10 protein-coding genes are annotated in these 13,159 nt (G+C 72.4%); 6 read left to right on the plus strand and 4 right to left on the minus strand.

Features of this window, described 5'->3' with window-relative positions:
• Nucleotides 1-35: 35 nt before the first annotated feature.
• Entirely contained in the window at nt 36-2,624 is a 2,589-nt protein-coding gene (gene pepN / locus ACFXOA_RS31565; protein ID WP_385035494.1) for an aminopeptidase N, read from the minus strand.
• Between the two features lie 135 nt (nt 2,625-2,759).
• Here pepN and ACFXOA_RS31570 point away from each other — a divergent pair, with 135 nt between their 5' ends.
• The 3 genes from ACFXOA_RS31570 (at nt 2,760) to ACFXOA_RS31580 (ending at nt 6,354) form a co-directional block, all read left to right on the plus strand.
• A complete protein-coding gene (locus ACFXOA_RS31570) occupies nt 2,760-3,410 on the plus strand; it encodes a DsbA family protein (protein WP_385035496.1) in 651 nt (216 codons plus the stop codon).
• Nucleotides 3,411-3,521: 111 nt separating this feature from the next.
• On the plus strand, nt 3,522-4,898 hold the full coding sequence (locus tag ACFXOA_RS31575; RefSeq protein WP_385035498.1) for an MFS transporter: 1,377 nt from the start codon (nt 3,522-3,524) through the stop codon (nt 4,896-4,898).
• Complete coding sequence (locus ACFXOA_RS31580; RefSeq protein WP_385035500.1) at nt 4,888-6,354, plus strand: pyridoxal phosphate-dependent decarboxylase family protein; 1,467 nt, start codon at nt 4,888-4,890, stop codon at nt 6,352-6,354. The genes ACFXOA_RS31575 and ACFXOA_RS31580 overlap by 11 nt, the downstream gene beginning before the upstream one ends.
• Nucleotides 6,355-6,501: 147 nt before the next feature.
• Here ACFXOA_RS31580 and ACFXOA_RS31585 read toward each other — a convergent pair whose 3' ends face one another.
• A complete protein-coding gene (locus ACFXOA_RS31585; RefSeq protein ID WP_385035502.1) occupies nt 6,502-7,143 on the minus strand; it encodes a superoxide dismutase in 642 nt (213 codons plus the stop codon).
• A gap of 190 nt (nt 7,144-7,333) precedes the next feature.
• Here ACFXOA_RS31585 and ACFXOA_RS31590 point away from each other — a divergent pair, with 190 nt between their 5' ends.
• Both ACFXOA_RS31590 and ACFXOA_RS31595 read left to right on the plus strand, forming a co-directional pair.
• Entirely contained in the window at nt 7,334-8,401 is a 1,068-nt protein-coding gene (locus tag ACFXOA_RS31590; protein WP_385035504.1) for a hypothetical protein, read from the plus strand.
• A 121-nt stretch (nt 8,402-8,522) separates the two neighbouring features.
• Nucleotides 8,523-9,023, plus strand: coding sequence for a hypothetical protein (locus tag ACFXOA_RS31595; RefSeq protein ID WP_385035506.1), 501 nt, complete (start codon nt 8,523-8,525; stop codon nt 9,021-9,023).
• Between the two features lie 16 nt (nt 9,024-9,039).
• Here ACFXOA_RS31595 and ACFXOA_RS31600 read toward each other — a convergent pair whose 3' ends face one another.
• Both ACFXOA_RS31600 and ACFXOA_RS31605 read right to left on the minus strand, forming a co-directional pair.
• A complete protein-coding gene (locus ACFXOA_RS31600) occupies nt 9,040-10,464 on the minus strand; it encodes an amino acid permease (RefSeq protein WP_385035508.1) in 1,425 nt (474 codons plus the stop codon).
• A gap of 119 nt (nt 10,465-10,583) precedes the next feature.
• On the minus strand, nt 10,584-11,987 hold the full coding sequence (locus ACFXOA_RS31605) for an amino acid permease (RefSeq protein WP_385035510.1): 1,404 nt from the start codon (nt 11,985-11,987) through the stop codon (nt 10,584-10,586).
• Between the two features lie 258 nt (nt 11,988-12,245).
• Between ACFXOA_RS31605 and ACFXOA_RS31610 the strand changes: the two genes are divergently transcribed.
• Nucleotides 12,246-12,839: a biotin transporter BioY gene (locus ACFXOA_RS31610; RefSeq protein WP_385035511.1), complete on the plus strand. Its 594-nt coding sequence runs from the start codon at nt 12,246-12,248 to the stop codon at nt 12,837-12,839.
• Nucleotides 12,840-13,159 lie beyond the last annotated feature (320 nt).

Here is a 13,159-nt window from a genome sequence, read left to right on the forward strand (position 1 = left end):
CGCCGCACGTGTGTGCGGGGCGCGCGCCCGGTGGCTCACGCCGCCGCGTCGCACTCCTGACCCCGCAGGGCCCGTGCCAGGTCGTCCCTGGCCTCGAGGACCAGCCGCCGCAGCGCCGGCGCCGCCTCAGGGTGCGAGGTCAGCCAGGCGTCCGTCGCGGTGAGGGTCGCCGGGTCGTCCTGGAGCCCGGGGAACAGGCCGCGGACCACGTCCATGCCGATCTGGATGGAACGCTCCGCCCACACCCGCTCGATCGCCTCGAAGTACGAGGCGGTGTACGGGGCCAGCAGTTCGCGCTGGGAGGGCTGCGCGAAGCCGGCGATGGTCGCGCCGGCCAGGGCGTTGGACAGCTTGTCCGACTCCACGACGGCCGCCCAGGCCTGCGCCTTGACCGCGGCGGACGGGCGCGAGGCCAGACACCGCACGTGGTGCCGCTTCCCGGACGCCGTGTCGTCACGGGCGAGTTCGGCGTCGACGGCCGCCTCGTCGGCGGCGCCCTCGGAGACCAGCGTCGACAGGAACGCCCAGCGGAGCTCCTGGTCGACGTCGAGACCGTCGATCACGGCCGTGCCGTCGAGCAGCCCGCCCAGCAGCCGCAGGTCGTCGTCCGAGACCGCGACCGCCGCGAAGAAGCGGGCCCACGTCAACTGGTGCTCGCTGCCCGGTTCCGCGCTCCGCAGCTCGGCCAGGGCCCCCTCGGCCAGCGCCCGGCCACCCTCCTCGCGCCAGGCCGGCGCCGCGTAGTGCACCAGCGCCGAACGCGACCACGCGTGCAGCATCTGCAGGACGCCGATGTCGGACTCGCGGCCGGCGAAGGCCAGCACCACACCGACGAACTCACGCGCCGGGAGCAGGGCGTCCCGCGTCAGGTTCCACAGCGCCGACCAGCACAGGGCCCGCGCCAGCGGGTCGGTGAGAGCGCCGAGGTGCTCCCGGACGGTGGCCAGGGACACGTCGTCGAAGCGGATCTTGCAGAAGGTCAGGTCGTCGTCGTTGACCAGGACCAGGTCGGGCCTCTCGGCCCCGGACAGCTCCGCGACGACGGTGCGTTCCCCGGTCACATCGGTCTCGGCGCGGGCGTAGCGGACGAGTCCACCACCGGGGGAGAGGCGGTAGAGGCCGACGGCGACCCGGTGCGGCCGCAGCTCGGGGTGCGAGGCGGCGGCCTCCTGGGTGACGGCGAGCTCCGAGATCCTTCCCTCGCCGTCGTAGGCCACCACCGGAGCCAGGGTGTTGACCCCGGCCGTCTGGAGCCAGGCGCGGGACCAGGCGGTCATGTCGCGCCCCGACGTCTCGGCCAGGACCGAGAGCAGGTCGTCGAGCCGGGTGTTGCCGTAGGCGTGCCGCTTGAAGTAGCGGCGCGAGCTCTCCAGGAACGCGTCCCGCCCCACGTACGCCACGAGTTGCTTCAGCACCGAGGCGCCCTTGGCGTAGGTGATGCCGTCGAAGTTCAGCTTGGCGTCCTCCAGGTCACGGATGTCGGCCGTGATCGGGTGTGTGGACGGCAGCTGGTCGGCGCGGTAGGCCCACGACTTCCGGTTGTTGGCGAAGGTGATCCAGCCGTCGCTGAAGCGGGTCGACTCCACCATGGAGAACGTCCCCATGAAGTCGGCGAAGGACTCCTTCAGCCACAGGTCGTCCCACCAGCGCATGGTGACCAGGTCCCCGAACCACATGTGGGCCATCTCGTGCAGGATGACGTTGGCCCGGCGCTCGTAGGACGCCGCGGTCACCTTGGAGCGGTAGACGTACTCCTCGCGGAAGGTGACCATGCCCGGGTTCTCCATGGCACCGAGGTTGTACTCCGGCACGAAGGCCTGGTCGTACTTGCCGAAGGGGTACGGGTAGTCGAAGTTGTCGTGGAAGAAGTCCAGGCCCTGCTTGGTGATCAGGAAGATGTCGTCCGCGTCGAAGTGCCGCGCCAGACCCTTCCGGCACATCGCTCCGAGCGGGATCTCCAGCTTCTCCCCGCCGTCCAGCTCGCGGGTGTAGTGGTCGGTGACGTAGTGGTACGGGCCCGCCACGACCACCGTGATGTACGTCGAGATCGGCAGGGTCTCCGCGAAGCGGTGGACCTCGCCCTCCTGCGACTCCTGCGCGCCGTTGCTCCAGACCCGCCAGCCCTCGGGCGCCGTCACCTGGAAGCGGTAGGGCGCCTTGAGGTCGGGCTGCTCGAAGTTGGCGAAGACGCGGCGGGCGTCGGCCGGTTCGTACTGCGTGTAGAGGTAGACCTCGCCGTCCTCGGGGTCGACGAAGCGGTGCATGCCCTCGCCGGTCCGGCTGTAGGCGCACCGGGCGTCGACCACCAGCACGTTGTCGCCGCCGGCCAGGCCGTCGAGCGTGATGCGGGCACCGTCGAAGACGCTCGCGGGGTCCAGCGTCTCGCCGTTCAGCGTCACCGCGCTCACGGACGGGGCCACCAGGTCGGCGAAGGTGGAGGCTCCGGCCCGGGCCGAGCGGAAGCGGATGGTGGTCCGCGAGCGGAAGGTGCGCGGCCCGGCCTCGTCGCCCCCGTCGAGCTCACCGACGGCGGAACGCAGGTCGAGGGCGACCTCGTATCCGTCGACGGTCAGCAGCTCGGCCCGCTCACGGGCCTCCTCGCGGGACAGGTTCTCACCGGGCACTGAGCACTCCTTCGTGTCTCGTTCGTAGGCCTTTGATCCTCCCATGCGGCTTCCGGGCACCGTGCGGGGGAATGGTCCGGGGGCGGGTGGTGTTGCGGGTCACAGGTGCAGACCGACCACAATGCGAGGAGAGACATGCCCGAGAACAGCACGGCCGGCGGCAAGGTCCCGGCCGACTTCTGGTTCGACCCGCTCTGCCCCTGGGCCTGGATGACCTCCCGGTGGATGCTCGAGGTGGAGAAGGTCCGCGACGTCGAGGTGCGCTGGCACGTCATGAGCCTGGCCGTGCTCAACGAGCCCAAGCTCGACGAACTGCCCGAGGAATACCAGGACATGATGCGGACCAAGGCGTGGGCGCCGGTCCGTGTCGTGGTGGCGGCTCAGCAGAAGCACGGAGACGACGTCGTCGGCCCCCTCTACACGGCCCTCGGCACCCGCATCCACAACAACGGCGAGGGCCCCACCCGCGAGGCGATCGCCGGAGCCCTCGCGGACGTCGGTCTCCCCGCCGACCTGCTGGAGTACGCCGACTCCGACGCGTACGACAAGGAGCTGCGCGCCTCCCACCAGGAGGGCATCGACAAGGTCGGCCAGGACGTCGGCACCCCCGTCATCGCGGTGCCCGGAGCCGACGGCGAGCAGATCGCCTTCTTCGGCCCGGTCGTCACGCCCGCCCCGAAGGGCGAGGCGGCCGCGAAGCTCTGGGACGGCACGCTCCTGGTGGCGTCGGTCCCCGGCTTCTACGAGCTCAAGCGGACGCGCACGCAGGGCCCGATCTTCGACTGATCACGTGCCTGCCGCGGGCCGGGCCGCAGTGCCCGGCCCGCGGTACGGGGGCATGTGGCACGGGCGGCACGGGTCTTGCCGAAAAGATGAACATCGTTCAAGATCTGCCCCATGTCAGCGGCCGGTTCGGAACTCCCCGCGGCCCCGCCCCTGCCGCCCACCGTGCGGATCGGGTACGGGCTCGGCTCGCTGTGCACCGGTACCTTCGCCACCGTCCCGGGCCTGATCCTGCTCTACTACCTGACCGACGTCCTCGCCGTGCCCGCCGCGGTCGCAGGAGCCGCCGTCTTCCTGCCCAAGGCATGGGACGTGCTGATCAACCCGCTGGTCGGCGCCGCCTCCGACCGCAGCCGGCTGCGCGGCGGGCCGCGCCGGCCGTTCCTGCTGGCCGGCGCCTGCACCCTGCCACCGCTCTTCGCGCTGATCTTCGCCGCCCCGCCACTGCGCGGCGCCTGGGCGGCCGGATACGTCGCCGTCCTCTTCCTGCTCGCCGCGACCGCGTACGCCGTCTTCCAGGTCCCGTACGTCACCATGCCCGCCGAGATGACCGAGGACGCACACGAACGGGGCCGTGTCCTCGGCTGGCGTGTCGGGTTCCTCGGGGTGGCCATCCTGCTGTCCGGTGCGCTGGCCCCCGCGATCGCCCACGAGAACGGCGACACCCCGGAGAGCTACCGGCTGATGGGCGTCGTCGTCGCCGCGATGCTGGCCGTCGGCATGTTCGGCGCCTGGGCGGCCACCCGCCGCGCCCCCGTGGCCGCCCGCAGCGAGGCCGAACCCTCCCTCCGGGCGCAGCTCGCGGCGGCCCGCTCCAGCCGCCCCTTCCTGTACCTCGCCGGGATGTGGACCCTGCAGGCACTCGCCATCGGGGTGATGCTCGCCGGAGTGCAGTACTTCGCGACGTACACCCTCGGCTCGCCGGGGGCCGTCACCCCGCTGTTCGCCTGCCTCATCGGTCCACTGGTCCTCTTCATGCCGCTGTGGAACCGGCTCGCCCGCCGCAAGGGGGTGACGTACGCCCAGTGGTGCGCCTCGCTCCTCTACACGGCCGGCGCGGCGCTCCTCGCCTTCACCGGCACCGGGGGCCCCGCCCTCGGGTACGCGGCCGTCGTCCTCGTCGGCATCGCCTACGCCGGGCTCCAGCTGCTGCCGCTGACGATGCTGGCCGACACCCTGGCCGCGGACGCCGCCGTCACCGGCAGGCGCAGGGCAGCCACCTTCACCGGGCTGTGGACGGCGGCCGAGACCCTCGCCTTCGCCCTGGGGGCCGCGGTGTTCGCGCTGGTCCTGACCGCGACCGGGTTCCGTTCCTCCGACGCCGCCCACCACGCCGAACAGCCGGCGGCGGCCCTGACGGGCATCACCGCCGGCATGAGCGTGCTGCCCGCCGTGCTCGCCGCGGCGAGTCTCCTGCTGCTCCACCGCTACCACCGGACCCCGTCCGTACCACCCCGCACCCTTCAGGAAGAGCCCGCCCGTGCCGACTGACCCCGCCCTGCCCGACGGCCGCCGCGCCGACGGGGTGCTCGCCGAACTGCGCGCCCTGCGCGAGGCGGACGCCCCCACCCGTGGGGGCCGCACCTTCGCCTACGTCTACGACGCGGGGGTGGAGGGCCTCGACGAGCTCGCCGCGGAGGCGTACACCGCGTTCGCCACGGTCAACGGACTCGACCCCACCGTCTTCCCCAGCGTCGCGCGCCTCGAGAACGACGTCGTCGCGGCCGCCGCCGCGCTGCTCGGCGCCCCCGGCGCCCAGGGGACGTTCACCAGCGGCGGCACGGAGAGCATCATGCTCGCCGTCAAGGCCGCCCGGGACCACGCCCGCACGGTGCGCGGCATCACCGAGCCCCAGCTGGTCCTGCCGTCCACCGCCCACGCCGCCTTCCACAAGGCGGCCGCCTACCTGGGCCTGGAGCCGGTCGTCGTCGCCGTCGACCCGGTCACCTTCCGCGCCGACCCCGACGCCATGGCCGCGGCCCTCACCGACCGCACCGCACTGGTGGTCGCCTCCACCCCGTCCTACGCCCACGGGGTGATCGACCCCGTCGCCGAGATCGCCGCGGCGGCCGCCGCACGCGGGGTGCTCTGCCATGTGGACGCCTGCATCGGCGGCTGGATCCTGCCCCATCTGCGGCGCGCGGGGCGGCAGGTGGAGCCCTTCGACCTGTCCGTGCCGGGCGTGACCTCGCTCTCCGTGGACCTGCACAAGTACGGGTACGCCGACAAGGGTGCCTCCGTGGTCCTCTACCGCGACGCGGAACTCCGCCGCCACCAGTACTTCGCGCACGCCGGCTGGCCCGGCTACCCGGTCGTCAACCCCACCGTGCAGGGCACCAAGTCCGGCGGACTGCTGGCCCAGGCGTGGGCGGTCCTGCGGTACGTCGGCGAGGAGGGCTACACCGCCCTCGCCGCCCGGGTCGCCGAGGCCTCGGACCGGCTTCTCGCCGGGCTGCGGGCCGCCGCCGGGGTACGCGTCCTGGGCGAACCGGCCGCCGGGCTCGTCGCGTTCACCGTAGACGGGGAGGACGGCACCCCCGACCTCAGCCTGCTGCTCCACCTCGCCGACGAGATGCGCGAGCTGGGCTGGTACCTCCAGCCGCAGCTGTCCTTCGACGGTCTGCCGCCCAACCTCCACCTCACGCTCACCCCGGCCACCGTCGGCCAGGTCGGCGCGCTCCTCGACGACCTCGCGGCGGCCCTCGCCAAGGCGCGCGCGCTGGACCCGGTCGCGGTGGACCCGGACCTCGCCGCGTTCGCCGCGGGCCTCGACCCGGACACCCTCGGGCCGGAGGAGATCGCGGGCGTCCTCGCCTTCGCCGGACTCGGCGAAGGGGCGGGCCTGCCCGGCCGGATGGCGCCCGTGCTCGTCCTGCTGGACGCCCTGCCGGGCCGGCTCAAGGAGCGGCTGCTCTCCGAGTTCATCGGCTCCGTCTTCCGGATCTGAGCCCCGCACCGGCCCATGGGAGAGCCCCCGCGAGTCACGTCCTCGCGGGGGCTCTCCGTTGATCCGCCTGCCGGGTGAAGGCTGAGAAGACGATCACGAGGCAGGACGCTTCCGGTGCTCAGGGCGCTCCGAGCACGCTTCCGGTGCTCAGGGCGCGAGCAGCAGCACGTCGGCGCGCTCCTTCGCCGCGGCGTAGCGCTTCGCCACGTCCTGCCAGTTGACGACGGCCCACATCGCCTCGATGAAGTCCACCTTCTGGTTCTTGTACTGCAGGTAGAAGGCGTGCTCCCAGGCGTCGAAGACCAGGACCGGGACGGAACCCTGGCCGACGTTGCCCTGGTGGTCGTAGACCTGCTCGACGATCAGCCTGCCGCTGACCGGCTCGTAGGCGAGGACGCCCCAGCCGGAGCCCTGCGTGGTCGCGGCGGCCTTCGTCAGCTGGGACTTGAAGCCGGCGAACGAGCCGAAGGACTCGGTGAGGGCGTCCGCGAGATCGCCCACACCGTCCGCCGCGAGGGGCTCGCCACCGCCGTCGCCGGTCATGTTGTGCCAGTAGATCGAGTGCAGGATGTGGCCCGACAGATGGAAGGCGAGGTTCTTCTGGAGCCCGTTGATCGCGCCCCAGGCCTCCTTGTCACGGGCCTCCTCGAGCTGCTCCAGGGTGTCGTTCGCTCCCTTGACGTACGCGGCGTGGTGCTTGTCGTGGTGGAGCTCGATGATCTGCGGGTTGATGACCGGCTCGAGCGCCGCGTAGTCGTACGGGAGTTCCGGGAGCGTGTACGTGGCCATGGGTTCGAACCCTCCAACTTGCAGGCGTCTAGTTATTGCAACCCTGTCGCAATTGCAGGCTAGCAGGAGGAAGGCGGAGAAGTGATCAGCCCTTCGTCCTGGGACGGGGGCGGTGTGGCGCCCCGGCTGCCGGGCGGTTCGCGCCGCGTGTGAAGGTGTCCTGTTCGGAAGCCACGTCGAGGGGGGAGTCATGAGTCGGGTGCTCTACGGCGAGCGGTCCTGGAATCCGCTCGCGCGGACGGTGGAACTGACCGGTGACCGGCTGCGGAGAGGCATGAGCACCACCCCGCTGACCGAGCTCAACCTCGGCGCGATGGCGGAGGCCTACCTGCGCGGACAGTGGCTCGGCGGCGGCGGGGCGGAACGCCCGCTGGACGCGCTGCCCCAGGGTTCCGGGGTCGTGCCGGTCACCCGGGCCACCGGCACCGCGGTCCCGGTGAAGGCGCGTCAGGCGTCGGAGTTCGCCCGCGCGCTGGGCGAGCTGGCTGTGGAACGGTGCGGCGGGCCGCAGCAGGTGGCCGCTCTCGCGGCCAGGGCGGGAGCGGAGGGCGTACCGCTGTGGATCGCCCGGCGGTACGCGCACGGCCCGGCCGGGCCGATAGCCGTCGCGGTCGACAGGCGACTGGCGCGGGCCGATGTCTGGGGGCCGCAGGCGCCCGTGGTGCGCGTCAGGGCCCCGCACGGTTTCCGGGGCGCCTCCGCGGGGACCGCCCAGGGGCTGGTCCTGACGGTCGGTGAGGTGACGGCCGAGCTGAGGCTGAGCAGGAAGCTGCGCAAGTCGAAGAGCTCGGTGGAGGTCCGGCTGCCGGGGGTGTGCTGGCAGCTGCGGCGGGAGAGCGCCACGAACTCGTGGCTGCTGCGTGACGAACGACGTGTCGCCCTGCTGGGCAAGCCCCCGAGCGGTCCGGCCCACGACCCGGAGACCGTGCTGCTGCCGCTGTCCCCGGTGCGGCACGAGAGTGCCGACCCGATGGACGCGGTCATGGCGCATGTCTTCGCCGTCACCTTCGGGCTGGGCGACACCACGGGCACGGCTCGCTTCCGCGCGAAGCCGGCCGCCAGGGCGGGAGCCGAACCGCTCGCCTCGGACGGGGACTGGGGCCTTCCCTGGTTCAGCAACCTCGGGACCGGCAGCGACGACAACCAGCCGGGCGGCGGTGACGGCTGGGGCGCCGACGGCGGCGACGGGGGCGACGGGGGAGGCTGGGGCGACGGCGGTGACAGCGGGGGCGGCGACGGCGGGGGCGGCGGGGACTGAGGCGGCCCCCGGGCCTGCCTCCGCCGCTCGTGGGGCTCACCCGTGAACGCGCCTGAACTGCGCGTTCACGGGCAGGAGAGCCACGCACGTACGGAAACGCAACCAGGAAGGGCCACCATCGATGTCTCCTGTCGCCGAGCAGTGGGAAGAAGTCCTCAGCACCCGTTTCGCCCTCGGGGAGGGCAGATCCGCGGTGCGGGCCGCGGCGGTCTTCTCCGCCGAGGCCGGATTCTTCGCCGCCGCCGGACGCGAGGGCGAGGACGGGCACCGCTTCTTCCGGCCCGGCCCTTCGGCCGGGAGCGGGCCGTCCCCGGACGCCGCCTACCTCGCCGGCCTGGAAGCCCTCTGGACGCAGGGCGAGGGCGCGTCCCCTCCGGTCCTCCGGCTCTCGGACACGGCCTGGCACCGCGAGAGCCTGGAACGGATCACCGACGCGGTCACCGGGACCGAGCTCGACCTGGTCCTGCTGCGCGACGGCGGCGGACGCACCATGTGGGCGGTCCGGACCCGTCGGGGGATCTGCGTCTTCGCGCTCGTCGACGGCGCCGCCCCCGACCACTCCGACGAGGCCCGCTCACTCGCCCTGGACTTCGACTCCTTCCTGGTCGGCCAGGGGTACTGAGCCCCGGCCGGGACGTTCAGTCCCCGGCCGGGACCGCCGGGACGCGGCGCTCCGCGCGCTTCTGCCGGATCAGGCCGGTCACGATCAGCACCGCCGTCAGGGCCCCGGTGGCCAGGAGCTGGTCGCGGGTGTCGGGCTGGCGCAGCATCAGGACGAAGATGCCGGCCATGGCCGCCAGCGCCACGATCGTCAGGGTGGGGAACAGCCACATCCGTACCACCAGCCGTTCCGGCGCCTCACGCTCGATGCGCCGGCGCAGGATCAGCTGGGAGACGGCGATGAAGATCCAGACGACCAGGATGACCGCGCCGATCATGTTGAGCAGCCACGGGAAGACGTCGTCGGGGCGCCAGTAGCTGAGCAGCACGCACAGGAAGCCGAAGACCGAGGAGACCAGCACGGCGTTGCGCGGGACGCCCGAGGAGATCCTGCCGAGCGCCCTGGGGCCCTGGCCGCGGGCGACGAGTGAGCAGGCCATGCGCGAGGAGCCGTAGATGTTGGCGTTCATCGCGGAGAGCAGGGCGACCAGGATGACCACGTTCATGATCTCGGCGGCGCCGCTGATGCCGAGGTGGTCGAGCATCGCGTAGAACGGTCCGACCTCGGCGACCTCCGGGTCGTCCCACGGCACGAGGGTGACGATGACGGCCATCGAGCCGATGTAGAAGACGGCGATGCGCCACATCGCCGTACGGACCGCCTTGGCGACGCCCCGCACCGGGTTCTCGGACTCGGCGGCGGCGATGGTGACGGTCTCCAGACCGCCGTACGCGAAGACGGAGGCGAGCAGGCCGATGATGAGGCCCTCGGAGCCGTTCGGCAGGAAACCGCCGTCGCCGGTGAGGTTGGAGGTACCGGGGGAGTCCGTGCCGGGGAGCACGCCCAGGATCGCGAGGACGCCGAGCACCAGGAAGAGGGTGATCGCGATGACCTTCAGCGCGGCGAACCAGAACTCGAACTCGCCGAAGTTCTTCACGGCGGCGAGGTTGGTGCCGAGGAAGATCACCATGAAGAGCGCGACCCAGGCCCACTCCGGTGTGCCCGGCAGCCAGCCCGTCACGATCTGCGCGGCGCCGATGCCCTCCAGCCCGACCGCGACGCAGAGCAGCACCCAGAACGACCAGCCGGCGGTGAAGCCCGCCCAGGGGCCGATCGCGCGCTCCGCGTGCACCGAGAAGGACCCGGAGGCCGGGTTGGCCGCCGACATCTCGCCGAGCATCCGCATCACGAACATGACCAGCAGCCCGGAGACCGCGTAGGCGATGACGATCGACGGGCCGGCCGCGGCGATACCCGCTCCCGAGCCGACGAACAGCCCCGCGCCGATCACACCGCCCAGGGCGATCATCGACAGGTGGCGCTGCTTGAGTCCGTGGGTGAGCGCGGAGTCTGCGGTGGGGGCGGTGGCGTCCGTGGGGGGAGGCGCGGAGGTCCGGGACATGGACGGGCTCTGTTCACTGGTCGGGACGGGGGACGGCCCACAGTCTGGACATGAGCCCCGCCCACAGGGAACAACTGTCCGCTATACGGTCACCAGGCTCACACAAGGTGCTCACCCGCCTACGGCTTCGCGGTCCGCCCGGCACGCAGCTCCCGCACCGCGGCCACCAGCAGCACCAGGCCGGTGGCCGCCGCCGACCACAGCACCTGGGGGCGGGCGGAATCGTCGGTGAGCATCAGCAGCAGCACGGCCACCAGCCCGGCCAGCGTCACCCAGGTGAGGAAGGGGAAGCACCACATCCGCAGCTGGAGCGCGCCCGGCGCCTCCCGCTCCAGACGGCGGCGCAGCCGCAGCTGGGACGCCGCGATCAGACCCCAGACGAAGAGCAGGACCGCGCCGACCGAGTTGAGCATGTGGAGGAACACGGTGTCCGGCCACTTCAGATTGAGCAGCACGGAGACGAAGCCGAAGGCCACCGAGGCCAGCACCGCCCGCCGCGGCACCCCGCCACCGGTCCCGCCGGACACCCGGAGCAGCCCGCGGGGGGCCTCCCCGCGCTCGGCCAGCGAGAAGATCATGCGGGAGGAACCGTACAGATTGGCGTTGAGCGCGGAGAGCAGCGCCACGAAGACCACGATGTTCATGATCTGCCCGGCCGACGGCACACCGATCGAGTCCAGGACCTTCACATACGGGCTGAGCCCCGCCTGCTGCGCCGTCCACGGCAGCACGGTCACGATCACCAGCATCGAGCCGACGTAGAAGAAGAGGATGCGCACCACCGAGCTGCGCACCGCACGGCCCACGGCGCGAGCGGGATCGGCCGTCTCCGCGGCCGCGATCGTCACGACCTCCAGACCGCCGAAGGCGAACACCACGGTGAGGACCCCGGAGAGCACGCCGTCCCAGCCGTTCGGCAGGAAGCCGCCCTGCCCGGTGAGGTTCGTGAGGCCCACCGGATCGGTGTCCGGGAGGACGCCGATGACCGCGAGCAGTCCGAGCACCAGGAACGCCACGATGGCGGCCACCTTCAGGGCCGCGAACCAGAACTCGAACTCGCCGAAGTTCTTCACGGCCGTCAGGTTGGCGGCGGTGAACACCACCATGAACACCAGCACCCAGAGCCACTGGTCCACCGCCGGTACCCAGCCGTGGGCGATCTGGGCGGCCGCCGTCGCCTCCACGGCGAGCACGACGACCAGCATGAACCAGTAGAGCCAGCCCACGCTGAAGCCCGCCCAGCGCCCCAGGGCGCGCTCGGCGTGTACGGAGAAGGAGCCGGAGGAGGGCATGGCCGCCGACATCTCGCCGAGCATCCGCATCACGAGCATCGCCAGGGCGCCCGCGATCAGATAGGAGACGATCACGGCGGGCCCCGCGACCGCGATGCCCGCACCCGACCCGACGAAGAGGCCTGCGCCGATCACCCCTCCCAGGCCGAGCATGGTCAGATGGCGCTGTTTCAGTCCGTGGGCCGGCGGTGCGGGCGGTGCGGCGGAAAGCGTGGGGGGCGCGTCGTGCATGAGCTGGGGGTCACTCTCGGATCATTTATGGGGATTCCACAATCTCATGGGCTCGCATCCGGCCCCTCGCATATCCCTTGAGGATGCCTACCTCAGTGACCAGCATCACGCCGAGCGGTGATTACCCCACGTCCTTTGTACGAACCCCACTAACCCCTCAACCGCCGCTTTGTGGGCCGCTGATGGTGATCGGCCGATGTGGTCTCGGCTAACGTCACCCCAGTCCCTCTGTCTGCCGACCTCACCCGCGGAGTCCCGATGAGCACTGCTGCCGCCCCCGTCCGAACCGGAGCGGTCCTCGCCGACCTGCTGCCCGCAGCCCGGCACCGCTACGCCGTCGACGCGGCGCTCGTCGCCGGCGGCGCGGTCCTCACCGGCATCGCCGCCCAGATCTCCGTCCCCGTACCCGGCTCGCCGGTTCCCGTCACCGGCCAGACCTTCGCCGCGCTGCTCATCGGCACCGCCCTCGGCGCTCGCCGCGGCTTCCTCTCGCTCGCTCTGTACGCGCTCGTCGGCATGGCCGGCGTGCCGTGGTTCTCCGGGGGCACCTCCGGCCCGGGCGGCGCCTCCTTCGGGTACGTCCTCGGCATGCTGCTGGCCGCGACGGTCGTCGGCGCCCTGGCCCGCCGCGGCGGCGACCGGTCCGTGCTGCGTACCGCGGGCACGATGGCCGTGGGCTCGCTGGTCGTCTACGCCGTCGGTGTGCCGTACCTGGCCCTGTCCACCGGGATGTCCATGGGCGAGGCCGTCGCGGCGGGCCTGGTGCCCTTCCTGGTCGGCGACGCCCTGAAGGCGGCCCTGGCCATGGGCGCGCTGCCCGCGTCCTGGAAGCTCGCCGGACGCCGCGGCTGACGGCCACCACCGCGAGCGGTACCGAAGAGGCCCGCCCGAGGCGTCCTGCGACGCCCGGGCGGGCCTCTCGTGCGTCCGGTGGCCTCGCGTACGGCGGGCACGGGTGCCGGGGCCGGGCGTGGCTCCGCCCGCCCCGGGGCCGGTGCCGCGGTCCGGCTGAACTCCGTGCCGAGCCGGGGCCCCGTCCGGCGGCGGTCACGCGGAAGGCCCTGGGGCCGCCCACGCGATCGCGGGGGGGGGCCCCCCGGCGTGCGGGGGCGGGCGGGGGGGCCCCCGCCGCCAGGGGGGGGGGCCCGCCGAAGGGGGGGGGGGGGGGCCGG

The organism is Streptomyces sp. NPDC059166 (assembly GCF_042755185.1).
Lineage (GTDB): Bacteria > Actinomycetota > Actinomycetes > Streptomycetales > Streptomycetaceae > Streptomyces.

Coding starts and splice junctions, on each gene's coding strand:
- ACFXOA_RS31570 (WP_385035496.1), top strand. CDS start 2,760: ATGCCCGAGAACAGCACGGCCGGCGGCAAGGTCCCGGCCGACTTCTGG.
- ACFXOA_RS31590 (WP_385035504.1), top strand. CDS start 7,334: ATGAGTCGGGTGCTCTACGGCGAGCGGTCCTGGAATCCGCTCGCGCGG.
- ACFXOA_RS31605 (WP_385035510.1), bottom strand. CDS start 11,987: ATGCACGACGCGCCCCCCACGCTTTCCGCCGCACCGCCCGCACCGCCG.
- ACFXOA_RS31600 (WP_385035508.1), bottom strand. CDS start 10,464: ATGTCCCGGACCTCCGCGCCTCCCCCCACGGACGCCACCGCCCCCACC.
- ACFXOA_RS31595 (WP_385035506.1), top strand. CDS start 8,523: ATGTCTCCTGTCGCCGAGCAGTGGGAAGAAGTCCTCAGCACCCGTTTC.
- ACFXOA_RS31575 (WP_385035498.1), top strand. CDS start 3,522: ATGTCAGCGGCCGGTTCGGAACTCCCCGCGGCCCCGCCCCTGCCGCCC.
- ACFXOA_RS31610 (WP_385035511.1), top strand. CDS start 12,246: ATGAGCACTGCTGCCGCCCCCGTCCGAACCGGAGCGGTCCTCGCCGAC.
- ACFXOA_RS31585 (WP_385035502.1), bottom strand. CDS start 7,143: ATGGCCACGTACACGCTCCCGGAACTCCCGTACGACTACGCGGCGCTC.